Origin of the sequence: Meridianimarinicoccus roseus (genome assembly GCF_003172915.1) — a bacterium.
Lineage (GTDB): Bacteria > Pseudomonadota > Alphaproteobacteria > Rhodobacterales > Rhodobacteraceae > Meridianimarinicoccus > Meridianimarinicoccus roseus.
In genome coordinates this window covers 221,962-247,153 of record NZ_QGKU01000048.1, presented here as the reverse complement: position 1 = coordinate 247,153, position 25,192 = coordinate 221,962, and the positions used below count along the sequence as shown (strand labels likewise).

The window sequence follows — 25,192 nt, the reverse complement described above, 5'->3', positions numbered from 1 at the left end:
AATTCATTGAAAATCGGAGGCTCCGATGAAGTCCATACTCTCTTGCGCACTGGTGCTGTGCGTTGCTGCGGCATCGGCGCAGGGCGCATCCGTCGTGAACGGGTCGTTCGAGCAGGATGCCGCCCTGCCCGTCGGCGGCTTCGCCAATCTCGGCAATGGCAGCACGGCGATCACCGGCTGGACGGTCGGCGGATCGTCGGTCGACTGGATCGGAACCTACTGGCAGAACGCGGACGGCAACCGCAGCCTTGATCTGAGCGGCGGGGGTGCCGGGGCGATCTCGCAGGTTCTGACCGGCCTGAGCGTCGGTACCACCTACGCGCTGTCCTTTGCGCTGTCGGGAAACCCGACAAGCGGCAACCGCGTCAAGTCCCTGTCGGTGAGCGTGGGGAACGAGGCGGGCGGCTATACCTACGACGTGACCGGCAACACGCTGGGGAACATGAACTGGGTAACCGAGACGTTCAACTTCACCGCCGATGCGACGTCGGAAACGTTGACCTTCACCAGCAACGAGCCGAATGCCTATGGCCCCGCGCTGGACGACGTGCGCCTGTCGGCGGTGGATGCGCCGGTGCCCTTGCCTGCCGCGGTGTGGCTGCTGGGTGGCGCCATCGGCGGGCTGGGGATGCTGCGCCGCCGGGGCTGAGGCAACGAAAAAGCGATGCCGGGGCCGACCTAGCCCCGGTCGCGCCAGCGGTTCACGATCGGATAGCGTCGATCCAGCCAGAACGACCGTTTCGATAGCCGCGCGCCGGGCGCGGCCTGGTAGCGCTTGTACTCACTGATGTAGACGAGGTGTTCGATCTTCTCGACCGTCGCGCGGTCAATCCCACTCGCCGCGACGTCGGCCACCGATGCGTCCTCGTCCACCAGCATCGTCAGGATGCGGTCAAGCACGGGATAGGGCGGCAGGCTGTCCTCGTCCTTCTGGTCCTCGCGCAATTCTGCCGTGGGCGGTTTGCTGATGATCTGTGGCGGGATCACGGCACCGGCCGGCGCCTGCATCCAGTCGCGGTGATTGTCGTTGCGCCAATTGCAGATGTCGAACACCCGCGTCTTGTACAGGTCCTTGATCGGGTTGTAGCCGCCGGCCATGTCGCCGTAGATCGTGGAATAGCCCACCGCGACCTCGGACTTGTTGCCGGTGGTCAGAAGCATCTCGCCGCACTTGTTGCTGAGCGCCATCAGCAGCACGCCGCGCAGGCGGCTTTGCATGTTCTCCTCTGTCAGGTCGGGCGCGCGGCCTTCGAACAGCGGCGCCAGCGTCTCGGTCACGGCATCGACCGGCCCGCCGATCGGCAGCGTGTCCAGCTTCGTGCCGAGCCTCCCCGCCGCGTCCGCCGCATCGTCCAGCGACGCCTGGCTGGTATAGCGCGAAGGCAGCATCACGCAGCGCACCTTGTCCGGCCCCAGCGCATCGGCGGCGATCGCCGCCACCAGCGCGCTGTCCACGCCACCAGACAGGCCCAGTACCACCTTGGAAAAGCCCGATTTGGCCAGGTAATCCGACAGCCCGAGGCACATCGCATGGTAGTCCTGTTCCAGCGATTCCGGACGCGCCGACACCGGCCCCGGCGCGATGCGCCAGCCGTCAGGCCCGCGGTCAAGGTCCACATGGCGCACCGCGGTCACGAAGTCGGGCATCTGGAAGGCCAGCCGACCGCCCGGGTTCAGCCCGAAGCTTGCGCCGTCGAAGACCTGGTCGTCCTGCCCGCCAACCATGTTCAGGTAGATCAGCGGCAGCCCGGTCTCGACCCCGCGGGCGACCATGTGCGCCAGCCGCTCGTCATGCTTGTCGCGGTGGTAGGGCGACCCGTTCGGCACCAGCAGCACCTCCGCGCCGGACTCGGCCTGCGCCTCGGCCACATCGGATGACCACGCATCCTCGCACACCGGCATGCCGATGCGCAGCGGGCCGATCCTTACCGGGCCACTGATCGGACCCGGCGTGTAGAACCGCACCTCGTCGAACACGTCAGTGTTGGGCAGCTTATGCTTGAGAACTCGGGTCACCACGCGCCCGCCGACGCAGACATGATAGGCGTTGTAAAGCCGACCGTCCTCGAGGAATGGCCCGCCTACGGCCAGCGCGGGCCCGTCCGCGCACTCCGCCGCCAGACGGTCGATCGCAGCCATCGCATCGCGCACGAAGGCGTTCTTCCGCACCAGATCCTGGATCTGGTAGCCGGTGATGAACATCTCGGTCAGCGCCACGAGGCCCGCCCCGGCACCGCGCCCTTCATCCCAGGCAGCGCGGGCCTGCGCGGCATTGGCGGCAAGATCGCCCACCACAGGGTTGAGCTGCGCCAGCGTGATGCGGAAGGTGTCGGCCATCTGCGGTCTCCTTTGTCGCAGTCTTAGGACGGCGGCGTCGGATGTGAAAGCCGAGAAAAAGGTACGCCCGGACCCGTTCCAACCCTGATGCGCCCGAGCCGCGCCAATGGCCGGACAGGGTGGATTGTTGCCCATCCCGGCACGATGATCTAGCACGTCACAAGGGCCGGAACACCACGGGAGCAGGCAGGCATGGCAGCGCGACAGCGGAAACGACGTGTGATGGCGATTGCGGCGGCGGCGCTGGTGACGACCTGGGCGGCGGTGGCACAGGAAAACGGCGACACCGTGACCCAGCAATATGCCAATGGCGGGATTTACGAAGGGACGATGCGGGACGGCAAACCCCACGGCACCGGGCGCTACACCCTGCCAGGCGGGTATGTATACGAAGGCGACTGGCAGGACGGGGCCCGCACCGGACAAGGACGCGCGGTTTTCGTGGACGGCGCCAGCTATGAGGGCGGTTTCCGCGACGGCCAGCCCCACGGGCGCGGTCAGATCGCGCTGCTGGACGGGTCGGTCATCATAGGCGACTGGCAGGACGGTGTGCTGACCGGCGAGGCGACCGCGACCTATGCCGACGGGTCGGTCTATCAGGGCGGCTTCGTGGACAACCAGCGCGAGGGACGTGGCGTCTGGACCCGGCCCGACGGCTATGTCTATGACGGCGGCTGGCAGGCCGGACTGCGCAGCGGCGCGGCCGAGATCACCTATCCCGACGGCGCGACCTATGTCGGCGAGATGCGCAGCGACCGGCGCAACGGCGACGGGCGCCTGACGCTTCCGGACGGCTTTACCTATGACGGCGCATGGCTCGACGACCAGATGAGCGGCTTCGGTCGCGTCACCTACGTGAACGGCGATGTCTACGAGGGCGTTCTGGTGCAGGGCCAACGGCAGGGCAACGGCAAGATGACCTATGCCAACAGCGATGTCTACGAAGGCGCTTTCGCGGCCGACCAGCGAAACGGGATCGGCACGTTCCGGGGTACCGACGGGTATCTCTATGTCGGCGACTGGGTGGACGGGCAGCACCACGGCGAAGGGCGGCTGGTCTATCCCGACGGGTCGATCTACGAGGGCGGTTTCGCCGAGAACCTGCCGCATGGGGAGGGGCGCATCACCTATCCCGACGGCGACAGCTATTCCGGCACCTGGGTGCGCGGCGTGATCGACGGGCGCGGCGTGAGCCGCCGGTCGAACGGCGTGGTCTACGAGGGCGGCTTTTCCGGCGGCCGCCAGCACGGCCAGGGCGTGCTGACCGCACCGGATGGGTACCGCTATGACGGGGCATGGGACACCGGGCTGCGCAGCGGTGAAGGGCGCGCGGTCTACGGCGACGGTACCATCTACGAGGGCGGTTTCCGCAACGACCAGTTCCACGGCACGGGCACGATGACGACGCCGGACGGGATGACCTATTCCGGCGACTGGCTCGATGGCGCGATCACCGGGCAGGGCCGCGCGGTCTATGCCACTGGCGACATCTACGAAGGCGGGTTCGAGGGCGGCAAGCGCGAGGGCACCGGAACGCTGACCTACGCCACCGGCGAAGTTCTGAGCGGCACCTGGCGCAACGGCGTGCTGGTCGAGGCGGCGACGCCCTCTGTCCCGTCCGGGGATGGCGTCGGCCCGGCACCGGAGGACACCACAGGCGCGGACGGGGCGCAAAGCACGGGCCCCGCGGCCGACCCGGCCCTGCCACAGCCCACCGATCCGATTCCACCGCCCGTCGGGCCGGACCCGGATACACCGGGCGGCACCGCGGATGTGGCCGAGCCGCCCGCCCAATAAAAACGCCATCGCCATGATCCGGAAAAGGAAGTCCGATGACCCTACGCGCCGCCGTCTTCGATGCCTACGGCACCCTGTTCGACGTGGCCGCCGCAGCGCGCCGCGCCGCGGCCGAACCCGGTTTCGAGGCATTGGCTGAGACATGGCCGCGCCTTGCCGCGGACTGGCGCGCCAAGCAGCTTGAATACACGTGGCTGCGCGCCGCCGCCGGAGACCATTCCGATTTTCTGCAGGTGACCGGCGACGGTCTGGACTGGGCGCTGGAGGCACAGGGCCTTTCGGACCCGGTGCTGCGGGCGCGCCTGATCGCGCTCTACATGGAGCTTGATGCCTATCCCGAGGTCGCGGCGATGCTGCGCGACCTGAAAGCGCGGGGCCTGACAACCGCGATCCTTTCAAATGGCACGCCCGCCATGCTGGAGGCCGCCGTTGCCTCGGCCGGGCTGGACGATCTGATCGACGCCGTTCTGTCGGTGGAAGAGGTCGGCGTGTTCAAGCCCGCGCCGCAGGTCTACGACCTCGTGGAACAGCGCCTCGGCATCGCGCGCGAAGCGGTGATCTTCGTGTCTTCGAACGGCTGGGACGCGGGCTGCGGTGCGGGCTACGGCTTTCACACGCTTTGGGTGAATCGTACGGGCACGCCGGTAGACCGGCTGACGGCGCGCCCCGCCCACATCGCGGCGGACCTGTCCGGCCTGCCTGCACTGGTCGCGGCGCATCCCGCGCCAGAAGATCCGCCGCAGACCTTCACCGCGTCGGACGGGTTGCGGCTCGCGTACCGCGACACGGGCAACGGACCGGCACTGATGTGCCTGTGCGGGCTGACCCGCAACATGGCCGATTTCGATTTCGTGGCGCGCGACTTCGCGGACCGGGCGCGGATCATCCGGCTGGACACGCGCGGGCGCGGCGCATCGGATTACGACCCGGACTACCGCAACTATTCAATCGCCCGCGAGGCGCAGGACGCGATCGACCTGCTGGACCATCTGGGATTGGACCGCGCGGCGATCCTGGGGACCTCGCGCGGCGGGTTGATCGCCATGGCTCTTGCGGCTGGACCGCACCGGAACCGGCTTTCGGGCGTGTGCCTGAATGACATCGGCCCCGAAATCGACACTACGGGGCTGGGCCACATCTTCACCTATCTCGGCGTGCCGCCAGCCTACCGGACGCTGGACGAAGGCGCCGCCGCGCTTAAGGCCGGGAACGAGGCGCGCTTTCCCGGCGTGCCGCTGGAGCGCTGGCGCCTGCATGCCGAACGGATCTGGCGGCAGACCCCGACCGGTGTCGCGCTGCGCTATGACCGACGGCTGCGCGACGCGGTGCTGGAACAGTCGGCAACCGGCGGCGCGGTGGACCTTTGGCCGATGTTCGACGCATTCGCAGGCCTGCCGCTGGCGCTGATCCGCGGCGCGCGGTCCGACCTGCTGAGCGCGTCAACGGCCGAGGCGATGCGCGCACGCCGACCCGATATGACCTTCGCCGACGTGCCGGACCGGGGCCATGTGCCGTTCCTCGACGAACCCGAGGCGCAGGACGCCATCGCACGGTTCATCGCCGCGCTGCCATGACGGCGCCCGACATCGCCATGATTGACGCTGCGGCGGCGCGGCTTGCAGGCCATGTGCGCCGCACGCCGCTGCTGCGCGCACCCGGGCTCGACGCTGTTGCAGGACGGCCGGTCTTCGTGAAGGCCGAATGCCTGCAGCACACCGGGTCGTTCAAGTATCGCGGCGCCAAATCCGCCATCACGGCGCTGTGCACGCAGAGCGACGTGCGCGGCGTCGTGGCCTGCTCGTCGGGCAATCACGGTCAGGGCATCGCGCGCGCTGCCGCCGAGGCGGGGATCGCCGCCGTCATCGTACTGCCAGACGATGCTCCCGACGCCAAGGTCGTCGCGATCCGTGCGCTTGGGGCCGAGATCGCGACCTACGATCGAAGCACCGGTGACCGCGATGCACTGGCGGCGGCGATCTGTGCAGACCGCGGTCTGCCGCTGGTGCTGCCCTTCGACGATCCGCAGGTCATCGCCGGGCAGGCCGGCGTCGGGCTGGAACTGGCCGCGCAGGCCGCCGAGGCGGGCATCGACCGCGCCGACGTGCTGGTGTGCTGCGGGGGCGGCGGGCTGAGCGCGGGCATCGCGCTGGCACTGGAACGCGGCGCGCCGGGGCTGCGCGTGCGCACCGTGGAGCCCGAGGGCTTCGACGACATGGCCCGCGCACTGCGCGGTACGCCCGGCCCCAACCCCACCGGGGCGCGGTCGATCTGCGATGCGATCCTGACCCCGGCACCGGGCCGCCTCACGCTTCCGGTGCTGGCGCGGCTGGCCGGGCCAGGCCTCGCGGTGCCCGACTCTGCCGCGCTGCGGGCTATGGCGCTGGCCTTCGTCCATTTGCGGATCGTGCTGGAACCGGGCGGCGCCGTCGCGCTGGCCGCCGCGCTGGCAGAAGCATCCGGCGGGGGGGCGCGTGAGGGCGACCCGGTAATCGCAATAGCCTCGGGCGGGAATGTCGATCCGGCGGTCTACACGCGCGCGCTTGGCGCTTTGCCCGGCTGACCGCTTTGCGGCAACGCAGCGCCGCCCTCCGCCGCGCTGCCGCCGGGCGGGCCGCCTATCCTGCACGCTATGGCCACCCCATTTGGCCAAGTTGTAAATGTATTCGCTTCATACTATATCACCTTATGAACAAGGTGCGGTGCGGGCCGGTCGGCGCGCGGCGCGGGGTAGCCCCGTCACATGCCGGACGACCGGCAAGAACACGGAGCGACGTATGCGGATCGGGCCGGTGCTGCGCTGCAGCACTCACCCGACAATTGGGTAAGAGTGCGAGCCGTGGATATCAGTACCGATCACAGCGAGACGCTCGATGGCAACGACGCCATCGTGTCGGAAATGCAGCAGAACTCCGAGCGTGCAGCGGCGTTCCTGAAGGCGCTTGCGCACGAGGGTCGGCTTTTGATCCTGTGTCATCTCAGCATGGGCGAGAAGTCGGTCACGGAACTTGAAGTCCTGTTGTGCCAGCGGCAGGCGGCGGTCAGCCAGCAACTTGCACGGCTGCGTATGGAAGGGCTTGTCCGGTCACGCCGTGAGGGCAAGGCGATTTTCTACTCGATCTCGGACCAACGCGCGGCCCGCACCATCGCCCTGCTTTACGAGATGTTCTGCGCCGAAGGTTCCGGCAAGGGCTGAGTCTTCGGGCGCACCCGGCCCCTGACGCCAGCCAAGGCCCTTCGGCGCGCAAGACGTCGGCGTGGCAAGGTCGGCCCCTGCGACGCCGGACCGTCAGACCGCTCCAAGTCCGCTCGTGCTGTCCAGGAAATACTGCGAAAATACCGGCGCGCTGGCCGCGCCAAGGGCGCGCGCATTGCGCCCGACACGGCCTTCCACCACCTCGGGTGGGATCAGGCCGCGCAGATCCATGCGCCCAAGAGCCTCTCCGGTGGCGCGGGTCAGCGCGGCGCGCACCGTTTCGGGGAAGGCGCCGTCGATCACGATCGCCTCCATATCCAGCACGGCACATACACTGATCGCGGCATGGGCGATCTGGCCCGCCGTCTGGCTCACCCAGGGGGCGACATGCGCCTCGAAACAGGACCAGTCGAGCGGATCGTCCCATAGGTCCTGCGGATCGAGCCCGTCCGCCTCCAGCCGCTTTTCCAGCAGATGGATCGACGCAGTGTCGATCAGCTGGCGCGGCCCGTCCGGGGACGGCATCGGCATGGACCCGAAGGCCCCCGCATTGCCGTGCTGTCCCTCGACCACAGTGCCATTCAGCACCACGCCGCCGCCGATGAAGGCACCAAGGAAGAAATACCCGTAAGACGCGAATCGCTTGCCCTGTCCGAACACGTGCTCGGCCCGGCAGGCGGCGGTGGCATCGTTTTGCACGAAGACCGGGAGGTCGGAAAAGGCGGCGATGGTCCGGGCGAAATCGAGCCCGCGCCATGCCATCATCCGGTTCGCCGGTGCGCCCACGGAATGATGCCAGTTCCACATTTCGAACGGTGCGGCGATGCCGATGCCGGCGATCCGGTCGGCGATGCCCGCTGGCAGCCCGGCCCCGAAGGCCGCGATCCCGGCGCGCAGGAACGCGAACACCTCGTCCGGCGTGGGAAACCGATAGGACATGCGACGTTCTGCGAGCACCCCGCCATGAAAGTCGATCAGCAGCAGGTCCGCGGTGCGCCGCCCAATCTTCAGCCCGACCGACAGCAGCCCCTCGCGGGCAAGCGCCATCGGAACCGACGGCTTGCCCACCCGCCCGCGCAACGGAGTGCCCTTTGCCACCAGCCCATCCAGTTCCAACTTGCGCAGGATCACCGACACCGTCTGCGACGACAAGCCGGTCAGGCGCGCGATGTCGCTGCCCGGCATCGCACCGTGCCGATGGATCATCGACAAGATCAGGCGTTCGTTGTGGTTTCGCATCCGGTGCGGTGTTGCACCCCCGGACGGGATGTGGCCTTCGAGCTCTGTCAGGGTCTTGTCCTCCACCTGCGACCCTGACACCGCCCATTTAATAAATCAAGTTGATTTATTTATTGACGGGTTGCCAAATATGCGTGTAGGTCGTTCCATCCTTTCCGCGGCACCGTGCCGCCAAAGGACGCCTCAGAACCAAGGGGCGCATATCATTGTCTGGGAGGACACCATGAAGAAACTCATGACCAGCAGCGCCATTGCGCTTGCGGCAATGTCCGGTGCGGCATTCGCCGAAACCTCGGCCTGCCTGATCACCAAGACCGACACCAACCCCTTCTTCGTGAAGATGAAGGAAGGCGCCGAAGCCAAGGCCGCCGAACTGGGGATCACCCTCAAATCCTATGCCGGCAAGATCGACGGCGACCATGAAAGCCAGGTGGCAGCGATCGAGACCTGCATCGCCGACGGCGCATCGGGGATCCTGATCACCGCATCCGACACCTCCTCCATCGTGTCCTCGGTCACACAAGCGCGCGAAGCCGGGCTGCTGGTGATCGCGCTCGACACGCCGCTGGAACCGATCGACGCGGCCGATGCCACTTTCGCCACCGACAACTTCCTGGCCGGTGAGCTGATCGGCAAATGGGCGGCGGCCACACTGGGCGATGCGGCCGCCGACGCGAAGATCGCGATGCTCGACCTCGCAGTCAGCCAGCCGTCGGTCGGCGTGCTGCGCGACCAGGGCTTTCTGCAGGGCTTCGGGATCGATCTGGGCGACCCGAACAAGTGGGGCGACGAAACCGATCCGCGTATCGTCGGCAACGACGTGACCGCCGGCAACGAGGAAGGCGGCCGCCGCGCGATGGAGAACCTTCTGGCGAAGGACCCCTTCATCAACGTGGTTTACACGATCAACGAACCCGCCGCCGCCGGCGCCTACGAGGCGCTGAAGGCCATCGGCCGCGAGAACGACGTGCTGATCGTGTCCGTGGACGGCGGCTGCCCGGGCGTTGCCAACGTGCAGGACGGCGTGATCGGCGCCACCTCGCAGCAGTACCCGCTGCTGATGGCCTCCCTCGGGATCGAGGCGATCGCCGCTTACGCCGCAGACGGCACCCTGCCCGAACCGACCCCGGGCAAGACCTTCACCGATACCGGCGTGTCGCTGGTGACGGATGCACCGGTGGACGGTGTCGATTCCATCTCGGTGGAAGAGGGCCTCGCGCGCTGCTGGGGCTGAACCCCGCGACAGCCGCTGCCTGAACAGGCCGGGAGCGCTTCGCGTTCCCGGCCACCCCAGAGACTTGCCCGCTCACAGAGGAAGTCACCATGTCCGAAACCTCCCCGAAACCCAACGACTACGAATCGGCCGCCACCGGCGCGTCGGCGACGGTCGCGGAATTCGAACACCACGGCGGGTTCCTGACCCGCATCCAGCACACGCTGCACCAGAACCCCGCCCTCGTGCCGCTGATCGTGCTCGTTCTGTCCGTGATCCTGTTCGCCGTGCTGATCGGCAGCAATTTCTTCTCGCCCTTCGCGTTGACGCTGATCCTGCAGCAGGTCGCCATCGTGGGCATCACCGCCGCGGCGCAAAGCCTCGTGATCCTGACCGCGGGCATCGACCTGAGTGTCGGGGCCATCATGGTCTTCTCCTCCGTCATCATGGGGCAGTTCACCTTCCGCTACGGCCTGCCCGCGGAAATCTCCATCATCATCGGCCTTGCTGCGGGCACGCTGATGGGCTTCATCAACGGCGTCCTTGTTTCTGTGATGCGCCTGCCTCCGTTCATCGTGACGCTGGGTACCTGGCAGATCTTCCTAGCGGCCAACTATCTTTACTCGGCCAACGAAACGATCCGCGCACAGGACATCGCGGAACAGGCCGCAGCTCTTCAGTTCTTCGGCAACAGCTTCAAGATCGGCGGCGCGGTGTTCACCTATGGCGTGGTGCTGATGCTCGTGCTGGTGGCCGTGCTCGCCTATGCACTGAAACAGACCGCCTGGGGCCGCCATGTCTATGCCGTGGGCGACGACGCCGAGGCGGCGGAACTGTCCGGCGTGCAGACCAAGAAGGTTCTGATCTCGGTCTACGCGCTGTCCGGGCTGATCTGCGCGCTGGCGGGCTGGGTGCTGATCGGGCGCATCGGATCGGTCTCGCCGACTTCGGGCCAGTTGGCCAATATCGAGGCGATCACCGCCGTCGTCATCGGGGGTATTTCGCTCTTCGGCGGACGCGGCTCCATCGTCGGCTCGCTCTTCGGGGCGCTGATCGTCGGCGTGTTCTCGCTCGGCCTTCGGATGGCCGGAACCGACCCGCAATGGACCTACCTGCTGATCGGCCTGCTCATCATCGGCGCGGTCGCGGTGGACCAATGGATCAGAAAGGTGTCAGTCTGATGGAACCGATCCTGCAAGGCAAGAAACTGGTGAAGCGCTATGGCCGCGTCACCGCGCTCGATCACTGCGACTTCGAACTCTATCCCGGCGAGATCCTCGCCGTGATCGGGGACAACGGAGCCGGCAAGTCCACGCTCATCAAGGCCGTGTCGGGTGCCGTTATCCCCGACGAGGGCGAGGTGCGGCTGGAAGGCAAGCAAGTGCACTTCTCTTCGCCGCTCGATGCGCGCGAGCACGGCATCGAAACGGTCTACCAACAACTTGCCATGTCGCCCGCCCTGTCGATCGCGGACAACATGTTCATGGGGCGCGAACTGCGCAAGCCGGGCTTCATGGGCAAGTATTTCTTCCAGCTCGACCGCAAGGAGATGGAACGGATCGCCCGCGAAAAGCTGAACGACCTCGGCCTCATGACGATCCAGAACATCAACCAGGCGGTTGAAACCCTGTCCGGCGGCCAGCGCCAGGGCGTGGCCGTGGCCCGCGCCGCCGCCTTCGGATCGAAGGTCATCATCCTCGATGAACCGACGGCGGCGCTGGGGGTCAAGGAAAGCCGCAAGGTGCTGGAACTGATCCAGGACGTGCGCTCGCGCGGCATTCCGATCGTGCTGATCAGCCACAACATGCCGCATGTGTTCGAGGTGGCTGACCGGATCCACATCCACCGCCTCGGCAAGCGGCTGTGCGTGATCAAGCCGCAAGACCACACGATGAACGACGCGGTGGCGCTGATGACGGGCGCGAAAGAGCCCGATTTCGAAAGCGCAGCCTGACTGGATACGTCGGCGGGCCCATCCCTTGGGTCCGCCGATGGACCGAAATTCCGGCGCGTGCGGCCCCGCGCGCGTTCAGGCACTTCGTTCTGCAACGATGGCTCCGGACGGCATCGAATGAACAGCAGGCGGGAAAGGGCACGGCGCGAAGACCGGAATACGGAACATTTTATGAACATTTAGGGCTCTGTTTACCAGTTTTGGCGCAGCATCGGTGCCATGTCCCAGCCCGGAAGGTTCCCATGCGCCGCCTGTCCCGATCTCCGCAAAAAACCCCAGACACCCAGAACGACCCGCGCGTCGCCGCGCTGCCTGCGCCAGAGCTTCCCTCCGCCCGCGTCTCCGAAGCACTGCACGGCGACCGCATCGTACTGGCATTCCAGCCGGTGCACCGTGCACACGGACCGCGCACCCGCCCCGCCTTCCATGAAGCGCTGTTGCGCCTTCGCCTGCCCTGTGGGCGCGTGCTGACTCCGGGGCAATTCATGGGACCGGTGATGGACACGCCGCTGGGCCGGGCGCTCGACCGACGGGCGCTGACACTGGCGCTGGACACGCTGGCCGCCGTGCCCGACCTGCGTCTGTCGGTAAATGTCGATCCCCGGACGCTGGAAGATCCCGGCTGGCAGGCGCTGTTGCGCGCGCGCCTGCAACCCTGCCCGGCGCTCGCCGAACGGCTGATCCTCGAAGTCACCGAACATGCCGTCCTGCCCGGCCCGGCGGCGCTTGCCGCGCCATTGGCGCAGTGGCGCGCGTGGGGCATCAGCCTCGCGCTCGACGATTTCGGCGCCGGACACACGGCTTTCCGGCAGCTGCGCGACTGGCGCTTCGACATCATCAAGATCGACGGGGCGTTCTCGCGCGACGTGCACCGCGACCCGGACAACCAGGCGCTTCTGCGCGCGCTGGTCGGACTCGCGCGTCATTTCGAAGCGCTCAGCGTGGCCGAAGCGGTGGAAGACCCGGCAGACGCGGCATGGCTCGCTGCCTGCGGCGTGGACGCGTTGCAGGGGTACCATCTCGGGCGCCCGACCCTGTGCCCGCGCTGGCCCGGGGAACCCGCGGCGCTACAGGCGCGCTGACCCTGCGGCACCGTGTCCCGCCGGGGTGTTGAGACACCCTGTCAGTTGCTCCTTGCCCTCTCAGCCCCTATGCCTTGGCGCAACGGTGCGTGTGGCCAGTCCGCATGTGCCGCTGGATACATACTGGGAAGGATCCACCATGACCGACGTAGTTATCGCATCAGCAGGCCGGACCGCGGTCGGCAGCTTTCTTGGCTCTTTCGCCACGACGCCGGCGCACGATCTGGGCGCCGCGGTGCTGGAAGGCGTCGTCGCCCGTGCCGGCATCGACAAGTCAGAGGTGTCCGAAACCATTCTCGGCCAGGTGCTGACCGCAGCCCAGGGCCAGAACCCGGCGCGCCAGGCGCATATCAATGCGGGTCTGCCGCAGGAAAGCGCCGCGTGGGGCATCAACCAGGTCTGCGGCTCTGGCCTTCGGGCCGTCGCCCTCGGTGCGCAGCACATCATGCTGGGCGATGCCAGCATCGTCGCCGCCGGCGGTCAGGAAAGCATGTCTCTCAGCCCCCATGCCGCCGCGCTGCGGGCCGGCCAGAAGATGGGCGACATGAAATACATCGATACAATGATCAAGGACGGTCTCTGGGACGCGTTCAACCAGTACCACATGGGCCAGACCGCCGAGAACGTGGCCGAGAAGTGGCAGATCAGCCGCGAGATGCAGGACGAGTTCGCCGCCGCCAGCCAGAACAAGGCCGAGGCCGCGCAGAAGGCCGGCAAGTTCGAGGACGAGATCATCCCCTTCACGGTGAAGACGCGCAAGGGCGACATCGTCGTGGACAAGGACGAATACATCCGCCACGGCGCCAGTGTGGAAGGCATGGCAAAACTGCGCCCGGCCTTCACGAAGGATGGCACTGTGACCGCCGGCAACGCTTCGGGCCTGAACGACGGCGCGGCGGCGACGCTGCTGATGCATGCCGATGATGCCGCCAAGCGCGGCATCGAACCGCTTGCGCGCATCGCCTCCTACGCGACCGCCGGTCTCGATCCGTCCATCATGGGCGCGGGCCCGATCTACGCGTCGCGCAAGGCGCTGGAAAAGGCCGGCTGGAAGGTCTCCGATCTCGACCTGATCGAAGCCAACGAAGCCTTCGCCGCGCAGGCCTGCGCCGTGAACAAGGACATGGGCTGGGATCCGGCGATCGTGAACGTGAACGGCGGTGCCATCGCGATCGGCCACCCGATCGGCGCGTCGGGCTGCCGGGTGCTGAACACGCTTCTGTTCGAAATGAAACGCCGCGGCGCGAAAAAGGGTCTGGCCACGCTTTGCATCGGCGGTGGCATGGGCGTCGCGCTCTGCGTGGAACGCAGCTGATCATCTGCACCGGGCGGGTGGGGCCTTCGCGGTCCCGCCCGCCCCAAGGCGGCCTGTTCGTGTCGCCATCGAAACCCAAGGGACTCCTACAGAAAACCTACAGGACTCCTACACAACTCAGATAAGGGAAGGAGCGCACATGGGACGTGTTGCACTTGTCACCGGCGGCTCGCGCGGTATCGGTGAAGCCATCTCCAAGGCATTGAAAGCACAGGGCCACGAGGTCGCGGCGACCTATGCGGGCAATGACGAGAAGGCGGCAGCCTTCACCGAGGCCACCGGCATCAAGACCTACAAGTGGAACGTCGCCGACTACGAAGCCAGCAAGGCCGGGATCGCCCAGGTCGAGGCGGATCTTGGGCCGATCGACATCGTTGTCGCCAACGCGGGCATCACCCGCGACGCCCCGTTCCACAAGATGACGCCGGACCAGTGGAAGGACGTGATCGACACCAACCTGACGGGCGTGTTCAACACGGTGCACCCGGTCTGGCCCGGCATGCGCGACCGCGGTTTCGGCCGGATCGTCGTGATCAGTTCGATCAATGGGCAGAAGGGGCAGTTCGCGCAGGTGAACTATGCCGCAACGAAGGCCGGCGATCTGGGCATCATCAAGAGCCTCGCGCAGGAAGGCGCCGCCAAGGGCATCACCGCCAACGCGGTCTGCCCCGGCTACATCGCCACCGAAATGGTCATGGCCGTGCCCGAGAAGGTGCGCGAGAAGATCATCGGCATGATCCCGGCGGGCCGTCTGGGCGAACCCGACGAAATCGCGCGCTGCGTCGCGTTCCTGACCTCAGACGATGCGGGCTTCATCAACGGTTCCACAATCTCGGCCAATGGCGGACAGTTCTTCGTCTGATCCGAGCGGGGCATCCGCGCAAGGCCGCCCCCCCCGACACAGACAGAAAAACCGGCCCCTGTGGCCGGTTTTTTTTTGCCCGCGCGGCCATGCACCGGGCCGCACATGAAAAAGGGCATATCGGCGCCTGCCGACATGCCCCGGTCTTCGCAAGGAAGGCGTCGCGTCAGCCGACCTGGCTCTCCGACAGGCGATGGATCTCCTGCTTGATCTGCAGCTTCTGCTTTTTCAGCTGCGCGACCTGAAGGCCGTCGATGCCAGGACTTCGCTGCGCCTCCTCCACCTGTGTGGACAGGTGCTGGTGTTTGCGGCGGAGTTCCTGAAGATGTGCATTCACTGACATCGATATCTCCTTTGATAGGGTGAGCCCCTTCATGGCATCACAATTCGCGGCACCTGTCACCAAAAACAGACATCTCCGTTACGCGTCTGTCATATGGGCGCGCGCAGACCCATAAAATTCAGGGCGCGGGGAAGCCGGGAAGGGGTGCGGCATTTCGGAGCACCTTATACAAGTCATGCGTGTATTGCTCCGTATCGGCCGTATGCGATTCGCCCGTGTGGGTGACCAGCGGGGCACAAAGCCGGAACGGTGTGCGGCGCCCTTTCACCGCGTGCAGAACGAACAGTCCGGCCGGGCGGCCCGCGCGACCCGTGATCGGGAGTACCTGGCAGGCTCCCATCCGCCCCAATACCGCGCCTAGCGCCTCCGGCAGGCGTTCGGTGCGCTGGATCAGCGTCAGAGTGCCGCCCGGCCGCACCCGGCGGATCGAAGCATCAAGCCAGTCCGCCAGCGGCAGCGCCTCCCCCATCGCGGTCTCGCGCCCGGCATTGCCTGCGCCTGTTCCATGACGGCGTTGGAAATAAGGCGGATTGGTCAGGACATGGTCGAAGGAATGGGCCAGAACGGTTGGCGGAAGCGCCCGAAGGTCCGCTGTCACCACGTCGAGGGCGATGTCGGCCTCGGCCGCGTTGCGGCGGGCAAGGTCGGCGTAGTCCGGCTGAAGCTCCACCCCGGTCAGGTGCAGTCCGGGCACCCGCACCCCGAGGCACAGCGCCGCAGCCCCCACCCCGCAGCCGAGGTCCAGAACGCTCTGGCCGGCCTTGGCGGGGACCGCCGCCGCCAGCAGAACCGGGTCCGTGCCCGCCCGATAGCCGCGCGTCGGCTGCAACAAGTGAAGCCTGCCACCCAGAAAAGCATCGCGCGTGAGCGCCCCGTCCACCGTCAGTCCGCCACGGAAATGCCGTTGTCCACCATAACCGCCCGCGCGCGGAAGAGGTCTTTGTCGCGTACCATCAAGCGTCTGGGCAGTACGCCGATCGATCCTTCAAGAACGCTCATATGGACGTCCATGGGAAAGCAGTCTATATCCTCTCCCTGTAGGAGCGCAGTGGCAAAGGCCACGATCGTGGGGTCGGTAGTGCGCAGAAGCTCCCTCATATTCAGTCAGTTACGGCATGCCCCCGGGCTTGTCGAGACAGCATACGGAACCGTGATGAGCCTCGATACAGCCGCAGTGAAGCCCGTTGAACGCCTTTCGTCGGTGCTTGCCCCCGATATGGAACAGGTGAACCTGCTGATCCGCGAGCGCATGGCCTCCGAACACGCCCCGCGCATCCCCGAGATTTCGGCCCATCTGATCGAGGCAGGCGGCAAGCGGCTACGCCCGATGCTGACGCTCGCCGCCGCACGGATGTGCGGGTATGAGGGGCCGCATCACATCCACCTTGCCGCCACGGTCGAGTTCATCCATACCGCGACGCTGCTGCATGACGACGTGGTGGACGAAAGCGACAAGCGGCGCGGTCGGCCCACCGCGAACCTTCTTTGGGACAACAAGTCGTCAGTGCTGGTGGGAGACTACCTGTTCGCCCGCTCGTTTCAGTTGATGATCGAAACCGGCTCGCTCAAGGTTCTCGATATCCTGGCAAACGCGTCCGCCACCATCGCAGAGGGCGAAGTGCTTCAACTGACCGCGGCGCGCAACCTCGCCACGGATGAATCGGTCTACCTGAAGATCGTGCGCGGCAAGACCGCGGCGCTGTTTTCGGCTGCGACCGAAGTCGGCGGCGTTGTGGCAGGAGCTTCCGACGCGCAGGTGCGCGCGCTTTTCACATATGGCGACGCGCTGGGGATCGCCTTCCAGATCGCGGACGACCTTCTGGACTACGGCGGCGCCAGCATGCAGACCGGCAAGAACATCGGTGACGATTTCCGCGAACGGAAGCTGACGCTGCCCGTGATCAAGGCTGTCGCCCGCGCCGATGCCGAGGAACGGGCGTTCTGGGTTAGAACCATCGAGAAGGGAAAGCAGGAGGACGGCGATCTCGAACATGCGCTGGCGCTGCTGGACCGACATGGCGCGATGGAGGCCGCGCGCGCCGATGCGAATGTCTGGACGAACCGTGCGAAGACCGCGCTTGCCGCGCATCCGCCCAGCGATTTGCGGGACATGCTGATCGAACTGGCCAATTACGTGGTCGCCCGTATCAACTGACCGCTCAGGCCGCCGGTGCGGGTTCAGTCAAGAATGGCCCCTGCCTGACACCACCATCGCGGTTGTGCACGGGCGATCCGCAAGGCGGCCTGCCCCGCGCTGTCCGGGCTGGTATAAAGCCCGAAGCAGGTCGCCCCGGATCCTGACATTCGCGCAAGCTGACAGCCCGGCGTTTCCGCGATGGCCGCCAGCACGCCACCGATCTCCGGCGCGATGCGGCAGGCGGCGGATTGCATGTCGTTGCGCTGAGCCCGCAGCCAGTGCAGGAAATCGGCCGCGCTGCGGGCGTGGGGCATGTCGGGCATCGGCGCGTTGTCCCTACTGTCGAGACCGCGAAACACCTCCGGAGTGGAAACGCCTACGCCGGGATTGACCAGCACCAACCACAATGGCGGCAGCGGCGGCCACGCGGTCAGCCGCTCGCCGATGCCCTGCATTCGCAGGGGGACACCTACAACGCACGCCGGCACGTCCGCGCCCAGCGTCAGTTGTGCGGCGCGCGGCGGCAGCGGGCGGCCCGACAGCCCCGACAGCGCACTAAGGCAGGCAGCAGCGTCGGACGATCCACCACCCAGGCCTGCAGCAGCGGGCAAGTTCTTGGTCAGGGTGATCTCCGCACCGACGGGCGGGTCGAACAGCGCGGCAGCGCGCAGAACGAGGTTGTCGCCCCCGTCCGGCACTGTGCCCTGCATCGGTCCGGTCACACGCAGGCTGGTGCGCGGCGCGGCCCTTGCGTTCAGGTGGTCCCCGATCCCGGCGAAGACAACAAGGCTGTCCAGCAGATGATAGCCGTCGGCACGCTGTCCGGTGACATGCAGCGACAGGTTGACCTTGGCCGGGGCGAAGGCCTCAGCCGTCGTTGATTGCGGCAAGAGGTTCTGCCCCTTCCTCGCTCAGGACCTGATCGAGCCCAACCTCAAGCTTGCGGCGGATGCGCTGCGCTTCGTCGGGTTCGGGGTCGAAGGACAGCGCCCGATGCCACTGGAAGCGCGCCTCGATCCGCCGCCCGACGGCCCAGAGCACGTCGCCGAGATGGTCGTTGATGATCGGGTCCACAGGCATCAGTTCGACCGCGCGTTCCATGTGGACGATCGCCTCGTCGTAGCGGCCCATTCGGTAAAGCACCCAGCCGAGGCTGTCGGTGATGTAACCGTCATCGGGCCGCCCGGCGACGGCGCGTTCGATCATGCCCAACGCCTCGTCGAGGTTCTCTCCCATCTCGACGAGCGAATAGCCCAGATAATTCAGCACCTGCGGTTGGTCGGGCTGCAATTCAAGCGCGAAGCGGAAATCGGCCTCAGCCTCGTCCCATCGGTCGGTCCGTTCGAGGCTGATCCCTCGCGAGAAAAAGAGCGGCCAATCGGACTGCTGCGGATCGTCCGTCAGTGCGATGGCCCGGTCATAGGCTACCGCGGCCTCGCCGTGTCGGTCGAGGCTGCGCAGCATGTCACCAAGCCGGTACTGCACGATCCGTGATTCCGGAAAGCGCTTGGCAAGCTGCGTCAGGGCTTCGACAGCGCCCTCATCGCGTCCGGCGTCCAGCAGCGCCTCGGCCCGGCCGATCTCGGCGTTCACGAAGGCCGGGTGATCCTGCGGCACGCGGTCATAGGTCTGCGTGGCCAGTTCGTACTGTTCCATCTGCTCCAGCAGTTCAGCGCTGAGCAGTGTCGCATCCACATTGTTCGGGTTCAGAAATTCGGCCAGGCGCGCGTAAAGCAACGTGTAGCCCGGCGCGGATTCCCCCACCAGCGCGGAGCCGACAGCATGAAACACCTCGCCGATCCCCTCCCCCGCGTCGGTGGCGATGTCGTACGGCACCGGCGCGCCAGAGGTCAGGTCCGCCACCAGAGCTTCGAATTCCGGCGATGCATTGGCGCCGAACACTGACCCGACCAATTCGGCCGCATCACCGCGCCGGTCCAGTTGCGCCAGCACCTGCGCGTGGGCCAAGATGCCGCGCGGCGACATCTGCAGCGGTCCAGAGGCACGGCCCGACAGAATATCGTCCGCGCCTTCGAAATCTCCAGCGATCGCAAGCGCCAGCGCCTTGTGATAAAGCGCAAAGGACTTCAGCCCCTGCTCGGCAGATACCGCGTCGAACGTCGCAAGCGCCTCTGTCACCTGTCCTGCGCCAAACTGGGCCCAGGCCAGCGCCAGCCCGTCTACCAGCGCGCCAACTGTCTCACCGCCCTGCAGCGTGCCGATCAGACCGGTGAAATCGCCTTCGGTCACCCGCTCGGCAAGGCCTGCCATGTTCGCCACCTGGCTGCGCAGGCCGGCGCCAATCATCCGACGGGCCACTGGAAAGCCGCGCGCGACCTCGCCCATGTTGATATTGGACGATATCACCGCTTCCATCAGGGAAGGGTTGCCGGGATCGAGCGCCAGCGCCCGAGTGTAATACTCCGCCGCAGCGACGTAATTGCTTTCATAGCTGGCATGCCGCGCCGCCAGATACGACCCGGAAGTGCCGAAAGCGTGGGCCGGTCCGGCAAACTGGGCGCAAAGCGCAAGAACGACAAGGGGGCGGGAAATGCGCAAGACAGGGCTCCGTGATCGGATCATTTCGATCAAACCTAGACCTGCCTTGGCACATTGGCAATCCGCGCAGGGAATGCGCGGATCACAACTTGGCAGCAGAAGTCACATGTTGGGATAGTTCGGCCCGTCCCCGCCCTGTGGCGTGGTCCAGACGATGTTCTGCGCCGGATCCTTGATATCACAGGTCTTGCAATGGACGCAGTTCTGGAAATTGATCACGAACCGCTGATCCACGCCCGGTTCGCCCACGAATTCGTACACGCCGGCCGGGCAATAGCGCGCCGCCAGCCCGCCGTATTTCCAGTAGTTGGAGGCAACCGGCTCTTCCGGGTCCTTCAGCTTCAGATGGGCGGGCTGGCTTTCCTCGTGGTTCGTCGCCGCGAAACTGACATTGGTCAGCCGGTCAAAACTGAGCGTGCCGTCGGGCTTGGGGTAATCGATCAGGGTGTGCCGACTGGTGCGTTGCGTCGCCTCGGCGTCCGTCTTGCCGTGGCCCAGAGTGCCCAGCAGCGAGAAGCCCATCGTGTTGGTCCACATGTCCAGCCCACCCAGCACCAGCGAAGTGGTCAGCCCGTATTTCGACCACAGTGGCTTGACGTTGCGCACGGGCTTCAGGTCATCCGCGATGGGCCCGGTACGGAGCTTCTTCTCGTAGGCTGTCAACTCGTCCCCGGACCGGCCCGCTGCGAGCGCCGCATGCGCCGCTTCGGCCGCCGCCTTGCCCGACAGCATGGCGTTGTGGTTTCCCTTGATCCGCGGGACGTTCACAAGCCCTGCCGAGCACCCCAGCAGCGCGCCGCCAGGGAAGACGACCTTGGGGATCGATTGCCAGCCGCCTTCGGAAATCGCCCGCGCGCCATAGGCTACGCGCTTGCCGCCCTTCAGAAGCTCCGCGATCATCGGGTGATGCTTGAAGCGTTGGAATTCCATGTAGGGGTAAAGATACGGGTTTTCGTAGTTCAGGTGCACCACGAAGCCGACATAAACTTGGTTGTTGTCGAGATGATAGATGAACGACCCGCCGCCCGCGTTGCCGCCCAGCGGCCAGCCCATCGTGTGCAGCACAGACCCCGCCTTGTGCTTGGCTGGATCGATCTCCCAGATCTCCTTCATGCCGAGCCCGTATTTCTGCGGCTCCTTGCCGTCGGACAGGCCGAACTTCTCGATCACCTGTTTTGACAGCGAACCGCGCACGCCTTCGCCCAGCATGACGTATTTGCCGCGCAGGATCATCCCCGGTTCGTAACCCGGCCCCGGCGTGCCGTCCGGCTGAAGCCCGAACTCGCCTGCAACGACGCCCGACACCTCGCCGTTCGGGCCATAGACCAGCTCCGAACAGGCCATGCCGGGGAAGATCTCGACCCCAAGCTCTTCGGCCTGCTCCGCCATCCAGCGGCACACATTGCCCATCGACACGATGTAGTTGCCGTGGTTGTTCATCAGCGGCGGCATCGGCCAGTTCGGGATGCGCAGTTTGCCGGCCTCTCCCAGCACGTAGAAACGGTCTTCGGTCACGGGCACGTTGATGGGGGCGCCGCGCTCCTTCCAGTCGGGGATCAGCGCATCGAGACCCTTGGGATCGAGGATCGCGCCCGACAGGATATGCGCGCCGACTTCGGAGCCCTTCTCGAGCACGACAACCGACAGATCAGCGTCCAGCTGCTTGAGGCGGATCGCCGCCGAAAGCCCGGCCGGGCCGGCTCCGACGATCACCACGTCATACTCCATTTCCTCGCGCACGTGTTCGGTCATAGGCCATCCTCTTCTCGGGCGATGCTGCGGGTGCGGCACGCCGCTTGAATTGCGTTACGCTGGTTATCGGTTGAAATCGGCGCAGGTCAATTCAAACGTCACGATCAGTGCCGCAACGCCGCATGGTCCGGCGACTGCTGCGCCCCCTTGCAATCGGGTCACCGTTTTGATGTGGTCTGTGAAATGTCGCGCCCGGCCGTCAAGGGTGCAGGGCCGCAGCCAGGACACAGAAGACACATGGAAAAGATTCCCCTGACCCGCGCGGGTTTCGTCGCGCTGGACGAAGAACTCAAGAAGCTCAAGTCGGTGGAACGCCCGGCCGTCATCCGGGCCATCGCCGAGGCGCGCGAACATGGCGACCTGTCGGAGAACGCCGAATATCACGCCGCGCGCGAGAAGCAGAGCTTCATCGAGGGGCGGATCAAGGAAGTCGAATCGATTATGGGTCGGGCCGAGGTGATCGATCCCAGCAAGTTTTCCGGCAGCGTTAAGTTCGGCGCGACGGTGCGGCTTGTGGACGAGGATACGGACGAGGAAAAGACCTACCAGATCGTGGGCGAACCCGAGGCGGACATCGAAAAGGGCAAGCTCAACATCCGCTCGCCGCTGGCGCGGGCGCTGATCGGCAAGGAAGAAGGCGACAGCGTCGAGGTGCGCACCCCCGGCGGCGATCGCAGCTACGAGATTCTCAGCATCAAGTTTTCCTGACGGGGGCGCACGCGCCGACCAGATGACAGGGCGATCGGACAAGGCGGGCGGCATCGGGCGCGGCGGGATCATCGGGATCGCAGCCGGGGCGGCAGTGCTGTGGTGCGCGCTTTACGCCCTTGTGCTCTATCCTGACGCGCCGGGGGCGGGGGCACTGCTGGCGGCGGTGCTGCCGCTTGTGCTGATCGGCGCGGCCGCTGTGCTGGCTCTGGGGCTTGAGGCCCTGCGCGACGAAGCGGCGGCACTCCGAGACGACCGCGACCGGCTGCGCGCAGCGCTGCAAGCCGCCGGGCAGACACATTCGATGCCGCAAGATGTATCATCAGACTCAAACCCGCCCCCTGCCGCCACGGCACGCGAGCGGGCGCGCCCCGGTAACGCACCCGAACCCTCGGCGCAGCAAGCCGCCAGGCGCGACCCGCCCGCGTCCCGCCAGCGCAGCCTGCCGCTCGATCCAAGCGCGGGACCGGTTCCCGAACTGACCCTTCCCGATCTGATCCGCGCGCTGCATTTTCCCGAAACACCCGAAGACCGCGACGGGTTGCGCGCGCTGCAGAAAGCGCTGCGCGACCACAAGGCGCGGCTGGTAGTGCAGGCCGCGCAGGACATGCTGACGCTGCTGTCTCAGGACGGGATCTACATGGATGATCTTGCCCACGACAGGGCCAACCCGGACCTGTGGCGCCGCTTCGCCGCCGGGGACCGGGCCCGCGCCGTCGCGGCGGTTGGGGGCATCCATGATCCCGCCGCGCTGGCCCGCTGCCGGGACAAACTTCAGCGGAACACGGTCTACCGCGACACGGCCCATCACTTCCTGCGGCGGTTCGACCAGACGCTGGGCGGCATCGCGCCGCAACTCGGCGATGACGGGTTGATCGCGCTGTCGGAAACCCGCAGCGCGCGGGCCTTCATGCTGGTGGGTCGCGCCGCAGGCGTGTTCGGCGATACGCCCGACCGGTCCTCCGACTGAATGCCAGGCTGACGTTCAGCGCCCGCCCAAGAGGGCACGGGCAGCCTCGCGCGCGGCGGGAGTCACCTGATCTCCGGCCAGCATCCGCGCGATTTCGTCGATACGGTCCTTCGGTGCCAGCGGCACGACCCGCGACACGGTCACGCCGCCGGTGACTGACTTTTCGACCCGCCAGTGATGCGCGCCAAGCGCGGCGACCTGCGGGGAATGGGTCACCACCAGCACCTGCCCGCCGCCTGTTGCCGCCAGGGATGCCAGCCGTCGCCCCACCGCGTCGGCGGTTGCGCCGCCGACCCCGCGGTCGATCTCGTCGAAGATCAGCGTCACGCCGGGCGTCGACGCCGTCAGGCAGACCTTGAGCGCCAGAAGGAAGCGCGACAACTCCCCGCCCGATGCGATCCGGTCCAGCGGCCCGGACGGTGCGCCGGGATTGGTCGCCACCTCGAAGCTGACCGCGTCGCGCCCGGCCGGACCGGGCGCCGCACCGGAAAGCCGGGTCGAGAATACCGCCCGCTCCATCTTCAGCGGTGCAAGTTCCGCCGCCATCGCGGCATCGAGGCGCTTGGCCGCCGCAGCGCGCGACGCAGTCAGCGCCGTCGCGGCGGTATCGAACGCCGCCTCGGCATCAGCGCGGGCCCGCCCCAGCGCGGCCAGTTCCTCCTCGCCCCGGTCCAGACCGGCCAGGCGCGTGCGCAGCGCATCGGCCAGCCCGGCCAGATCGTCGGCCAGAACATCGTGTTTGCGCGCCAGCGCGCGCAGTGCGAACAACCGCTCTTCGGCGGTTTCCAATTCGAACGGGTCGAAGTCCAGCGCCTGCAGACAGCGTTCCACTCCGGACTGCGCCTCGGATAGTTCCGTCATCGCCCGGTCCAGCGCGGCCAGCGGCGCCTCAAGCAGCGGGCCGATCTGGTCCGCAGCGCCTTCCAGCCAGCGCAGCGCGGCGACAAGCTGCGCTTCCGCACCGTCGCCGCCCAGCACCTGCGCCGCCTGCTGCACGTCACTGCGCACCCGTTCGGCTGCCTGCATCCCGCGGCGCCGGGCGTCGAGATCGGCCTCTTCCCCCGGTTGCGGATCAAGCGCGTCAAGCTCAGCCACTGAATGCCGCAGGTAGTCCTCTTCCGCGCGGGCGGCCTCTAGTTGGTCGCGCGCCACCGCTTCGGCCTTGCGGGCAGCGGCCAGCGCGCGCCAGCTCTCGCGCAACTCCGACAGAAGGTTGTCATGGCCGGCGAAGGCATCCAGCAATGCGCCATGACCGCGCGCGTCCAGCAGTCCGCGGTCATCATGCTGTCCGTGCAGTTCCACAAGGCAATCCGACAGGCGGCGCAGCACGTCCCCGGACACGCGCCTGTCGTTCACATAGGCGGTCTTTCGCCCGTCGGTGGTGTTGGTCCGACGCAGCACAAGCTCATCTCCGTCCGGCAGCCCTGCTTCGGCCAGCACTTCGCGCGCGGCATGGCCTTGGGGCACCTCGAACCAGGCCGTCACCTCACCCCGCTCGGCCCCGCTGCGCACGAGGTCGGCACGCCCGCGCCAGCCCAGCACAAACCCGAGACTGTCCAGCAGAATCGACTTGCCCGCGCCGGTTTCGCCGGTCAGCACGTTCAGGCCCGGCTGGAATTCAAGATCCAGTCGGTCGATGATCAGGATGTCGCGAATATCGAGGCCACGAAGCATGGCGTGTCGTTCATCCCTGTGCGGCGGGCGGCAGGCCGCGCCCGGCTTGTGCCCGTG

Annotated in this window: 23 protein-coding genes; 14 read left to right on the top strand and 9 right to left on the bottom strand. The window is 66.7% G+C overall.

All coding sequences use genetic code 11. The annotated features are described in order from the left end of the window. Positions 1–25 precede the first annotated feature (25 nt). Positions 26–649, top strand: coding sequence for a choice-of-anchor C family protein (locus tag DKT77_RS16400; RefSeq protein ID WP_109812821.1), 624 nt, complete (start codon positions 26–28; stop codon positions 647–649). Between the two features lie 29 nt (positions 650–678). Here the strand turns inward: DKT77_RS16400 and DKT77_RS16395 are convergent, their stop codons facing one another. Beyond that, entirely contained in the window at positions 679–2,337 is a 1,659-nt protein-coding gene (locus DKT77_RS16395; protein ID WP_109812737.1) for an NAD+ synthase, read from the bottom strand. A 222-nt stretch (positions 2,338–2,559) separates the two neighbouring features. Between DKT77_RS16395 and DKT77_RS16390 the strand changes: the two genes are divergently transcribed. The 4 genes from DKT77_RS16390 to DKT77_RS16370 all read left to right on the top strand — a co-directional run bounded on the left by DKT77_RS16390 (position 2,560) and on the right by DKT77_RS16370 (position 7,327). Next, positions 2,560–4,134, top strand: a complete 1,575-nt coding sequence (locus DKT77_RS16390; RefSeq protein WP_238547957.1) for an MORN repeat-containing protein — start codon at positions 2,560–2,562, stop codon at positions 4,132–4,134. 35 nt (positions 4,135–4,169) lie between these two features. Continuing rightward, positions 4,170–5,708 (top strand): haloacid dehalogenase type II, encoded by a 1,539-nt coding sequence (locus DKT77_RS21440; RefSeq protein ID WP_338016086.1) that lies wholly within the window; start codon positions 4,170–4,172, stop codon positions 5,706–5,708. Beyond that, positions 5,705–6,694: a threonine ammonia-lyase gene (locus DKT77_RS16375; protein WP_109812735.1), complete on the top strand. Its 990-nt coding sequence runs from the start codon at positions 5,705–5,707 to the stop codon at positions 6,692–6,694. Before DKT77_RS21440 ends, DKT77_RS16375 begins: the two co-directional genes overlap by 4 nt. Before the next feature lie 336 nt (positions 6,695–7,030). After that, positions 7,031–7,327 (top strand): ArsR/SmtB family transcription factor, encoded by a 297-nt coding sequence (locus DKT77_RS16370; protein WP_109812819.1) that lies wholly within the window; start codon positions 7,031–7,033, stop codon positions 7,325–7,327. Positions 7,328–7,420: 93 nt separating this feature from the next. On the opposite strand, the gene DKT77_RS16365 is transcribed toward DKT77_RS16370, so the two are convergent. Continuing rightward, positions 7,421–8,632, bottom strand: a complete 1,212-nt coding sequence (locus DKT77_RS16365; RefSeq protein ID WP_238547956.1) for an ROK family transcriptional regulator — start codon at positions 8,630–8,632, stop codon at positions 7,421–7,423. Positions 8,633–8,789: 157 nt separating this feature from the next. Here DKT77_RS16365 and DKT77_RS16360 point away from each other — a divergent pair, with 157 nt between their 5' ends. From DKT77_RS16360 to phbB, 6 genes are all read left to right on the top strand, one after another. Continuing rightward, complete coding sequence (locus DKT77_RS16360; RefSeq protein ID WP_109812733.1) at positions 8,790–9,800, top strand: sugar ABC transporter substrate-binding protein; 1,011 nt, start codon at positions 8,790–8,792, stop codon at positions 9,798–9,800. Positions 9,801–9,889: 89 nt separating this feature from the next. Next, the gene (locus DKT77_RS16355) at positions 9,890–10,960 is read left to right on the top strand and encodes an ABC transporter permease (RefSeq protein WP_109812732.1); all 1,071 of its coding nucleotides are present in this window, start codon (positions 9,890–9,892) and stop codon (positions 10,958–10,960) included. Beyond that, positions 10,960–11,733 (top strand): ATP-binding cassette domain-containing protein, encoded by a 774-nt coding sequence (locus DKT77_RS16350; protein ID WP_109812731.1) that lies wholly within the window; start codon positions 10,960–10,962, stop codon positions 11,731–11,733. Before DKT77_RS16355 ends, DKT77_RS16350 begins: the two co-directional genes overlap by 1 nt. Positions 11,734–11,975: 242 nt before the next feature. Then, positions 11,976–12,815 (top strand): EAL domain-containing protein, encoded by an 840-nt coding sequence (locus tag DKT77_RS16345; protein ID WP_109812730.1) that lies wholly within the window; start codon positions 11,976–11,978, stop codon positions 12,813–12,815. A 139-nt stretch (positions 12,816–12,954) separates the two neighbouring features. Beyond that, positions 12,955–14,130 (top strand): acetyl-CoA C-acetyltransferase, encoded by a 1,176-nt coding sequence (locus DKT77_RS16340; protein WP_109812729.1) that lies wholly within the window; start codon positions 12,955–12,957, stop codon positions 14,128–14,130. Between the two features lie 139 nt (positions 14,131–14,269). Further along, entirely contained in the window at positions 14,270–14,992 is a 723-nt protein-coding gene (phbB, locus tag DKT77_RS16335; RefSeq protein WP_109812728.1) for an acetoacetyl-CoA reductase, read from the top strand. A 166-nt stretch (positions 14,993–15,158) separates the two neighbouring features. Here the strand turns inward: phbB and DKT77_RS16330 are convergent, their stop codons facing one another. From DKT77_RS16330 to DKT77_RS16320, 3 genes are all read right to left on the bottom strand, one after another. Continuing rightward, on the bottom strand, positions 15,159–15,335 hold the full coding sequence (locus DKT77_RS16330) for a YdcH family protein (RefSeq protein ID WP_109812727.1): 177 nt from the start codon (positions 15,333–15,335) through the stop codon (positions 15,159–15,161). 118 nt (positions 15,336–15,453) lie between these two features. Beyond that, positions 15,454–16,215 (bottom strand): tRNA1(Val) (adenine(37)-N6)-methyltransferase, encoded by a 762-nt coding sequence (locus DKT77_RS16325; RefSeq protein ID WP_109812726.1) that lies wholly within the window; start codon positions 16,213–16,215, stop codon positions 15,454–15,456. A 2-nt stretch (positions 16,216–16,217) separates the two neighbouring features. Beyond that, positions 16,218–16,433, bottom strand: a complete 216-nt coding sequence (locus DKT77_RS16320; protein WP_109812725.1) for a putative signal transducing protein — start codon at positions 16,431–16,433, stop codon at positions 16,218–16,220. Between the two features lie 55 nt (positions 16,434–16,488). On the opposite strand from DKT77_RS16320, the gene DKT77_RS16315 reads away from it, so the two are divergent. Next, positions 16,489–17,490 (top strand): polyprenyl synthetase family protein, encoded by a 1,002-nt coding sequence (locus DKT77_RS16315; protein WP_109812724.1) that lies wholly within the window; start codon positions 16,489–16,491, stop codon positions 17,488–17,490. Positions 17,491–17,513: 23 nt separating this feature from the next. Here DKT77_RS16315 and DKT77_RS16310 read toward each other — a convergent pair whose 3' ends face one another. From DKT77_RS16310 to DKT77_RS16300, 3 genes are all read right to left on the bottom strand, one after another. After that, positions 17,514–18,362, bottom strand: a complete 849-nt coding sequence (locus DKT77_RS16310; RefSeq protein WP_109812723.1) for a 4-(cytidine 5'-diphospho)-2-C-methyl-D-erythritol kinase — start codon at positions 18,360–18,362, stop codon at positions 17,514–17,516. Then, positions 18,340–20,055: a tetratricopeptide repeat protein gene (locus DKT77_RS16305; RefSeq protein WP_109812818.1), complete on the bottom strand. Its 1,716-nt coding sequence runs from the start codon at positions 20,053–20,055 to the stop codon at positions 18,340–18,342. Before DKT77_RS16305 ends, DKT77_RS16310 begins: the two co-directional genes overlap by 23 nt. Before the next feature lie 78 nt (positions 20,056–20,133). After that, positions 20,134–21,783 (bottom strand): electron transfer flavoprotein-ubiquinone oxidoreductase, encoded by a 1,650-nt coding sequence (locus DKT77_RS16300; RefSeq protein WP_109812722.1) that lies wholly within the window; start codon positions 21,781–21,783, stop codon positions 20,134–20,136. Between the two features lie 237 nt (positions 21,784–22,020). Here DKT77_RS16300 and greA point away from each other — a divergent pair, with 237 nt between their 5' ends. Continuing rightward, a complete protein-coding gene (greA, locus tag DKT77_RS16295) occupies positions 22,021–22,491 on the top strand; it encodes a transcription elongation factor GreA (RefSeq protein WP_109812721.1) in 471 nt (156 codons plus the stop codon). Between the two features lie 22 nt (positions 22,492–22,513). Next, the gene (locus tag DKT77_RS16290; RefSeq protein WP_109812720.1) at positions 22,514–23,461 is read left to right on the top strand and encodes a hypothetical protein; all 948 of its coding nucleotides are present in this window, start codon (positions 22,514–22,516) and stop codon (positions 23,459–23,461) included. A gap of 15 nt (positions 23,462–23,476) precedes the next feature. On the opposite strand, the gene recN is transcribed toward DKT77_RS16290, so the two are convergent. Continuing rightward, on the bottom strand, positions 23,477–25,135 hold the full coding sequence (gene recN, locus DKT77_RS16285) for a DNA repair protein RecN (RefSeq protein ID WP_109812719.1): 1,659 nt from the start codon (positions 25,133–25,135) through the stop codon (positions 23,477–23,479). Positions 25,136–25,192 lie beyond the last annotated feature (57 nt).

Bases quoted from the DNA above. Each gene is read 5' to 3' on its own strand.
- DKT77_RS16400 (WP_109812821.1), top strand. From the start codon at position 26: ATGAAGTCCATACTCTCTTGCGCACTGGTGCTGTGCGTTGCTGCGGCA.
- DKT77_RS16395 (WP_109812737.1), bottom strand. From the start codon at position 2,337: ATGGCCGACACCTTCCGCATCACGCTGGCGCAGCTCAACCCTGTGGTG.
- DKT77_RS16390 (WP_238547957.1), top strand. From the start codon at position 2,560: ATGGCGATTGCGGCGGCGGCGCTGGTGACGACCTGGGCGGCGGTGGCA.
- DKT77_RS21440 (WP_338016086.1), top strand. From the start codon at position 4,170: ATGACCCTACGCGCCGCCGTCTTCGATGCCTACGGCACCCTGTTCGAC.
- DKT77_RS16375 (WP_109812735.1), top strand. From the start codon at position 5,705: ATGACGGCGCCCGACATCGCCATGATTGACGCTGCGGCGGCGCGGCTT.
- DKT77_RS16370 (WP_109812819.1), top strand. From the start codon at position 7,031: ATGCAGCAGAACTCCGAGCGTGCAGCGGCGTTCCTGAAGGCGCTTGCG.
- DKT77_RS16360 (WP_109812733.1), top strand. From the start codon at position 8,790: ATGAAGAAACTCATGACCAGCAGCGCCATTGCGCTTGCGGCAATGTCC.
- DKT77_RS16355 (WP_109812732.1), top strand. From the start codon at position 9,890: ATGTCCGAAACCTCCCCGAAACCCAACGACTACGAATCGGCCGCCACC.
- DKT77_RS16350 (WP_109812731.1), top strand. From the start codon at position 10,960: ATGGAACCGATCCTGCAAGGCAAGAAACTGGTGAAGCGCTATGGCCGC.
- DKT77_RS16345 (WP_109812730.1), top strand. From the start codon at position 11,976: ATGCGCCGCCTGTCCCGATCTCCGCAAAAAACCCCAGACACCCAGAAC.
- DKT77_RS16340 (WP_109812729.1), top strand. From the start codon at position 12,955: ATGACCGACGTAGTTATCGCATCAGCAGGCCGGACCGCGGTCGGCAGC.
- phbB (WP_109812728.1), top strand. From the start codon at position 14,270: ATGGGACGTGTTGCACTTGTCACCGGCGGCTCGCGCGGTATCGGTGAA.
- DKT77_RS16330 (WP_109812727.1), bottom strand. From the start codon at position 15,335: ATGTCAGTGAATGCACATCTTCAGGAACTCCGCCGCAAACACCAGCAC.
- DKT77_RS16320 (WP_109812725.1), bottom strand. From the start codon at position 16,433: ATGAGGGAGCTTCTGCGCACTACCGACCCCACGATCGTGGCCTTTGCC.
- DKT77_RS16315 (WP_109812724.1), top strand. From the start codon at position 16,489: ATGAGCCTCGATACAGCCGCAGTGAAGCCCGTTGAACGCCTTTCGTCG.
- DKT77_RS16305 (WP_109812818.1), bottom strand. From the start codon at position 20,055: ATGATCCGATCACGGAGCCCTGTCTTGCGCATTTCCCGCCCCCTTGTC.
- DKT77_RS16300 (WP_109812722.1), bottom strand. From the start codon at position 21,783: ATGACCGAACACGTGCGCGAGGAAATGGAGTATGACGTGGTGATCGTC.
- greA (WP_109812721.1), top strand. From the start codon at position 22,021: ATGGAAAAGATTCCCCTGACCCGCGCGGGTTTCGTCGCGCTGGACGAA.
- DKT77_RS16290 (WP_109812720.1), top strand. From the start codon at position 22,514: ATGACAGGGCGATCGGACAAGGCGGGCGGCATCGGGCGCGGCGGGATC.
- recN (WP_109812719.1), bottom strand. From the start codon at position 25,135: ATGCTTCGTGGCCTCGATATTCGCGACATCCTGATCATCGACCGACTG.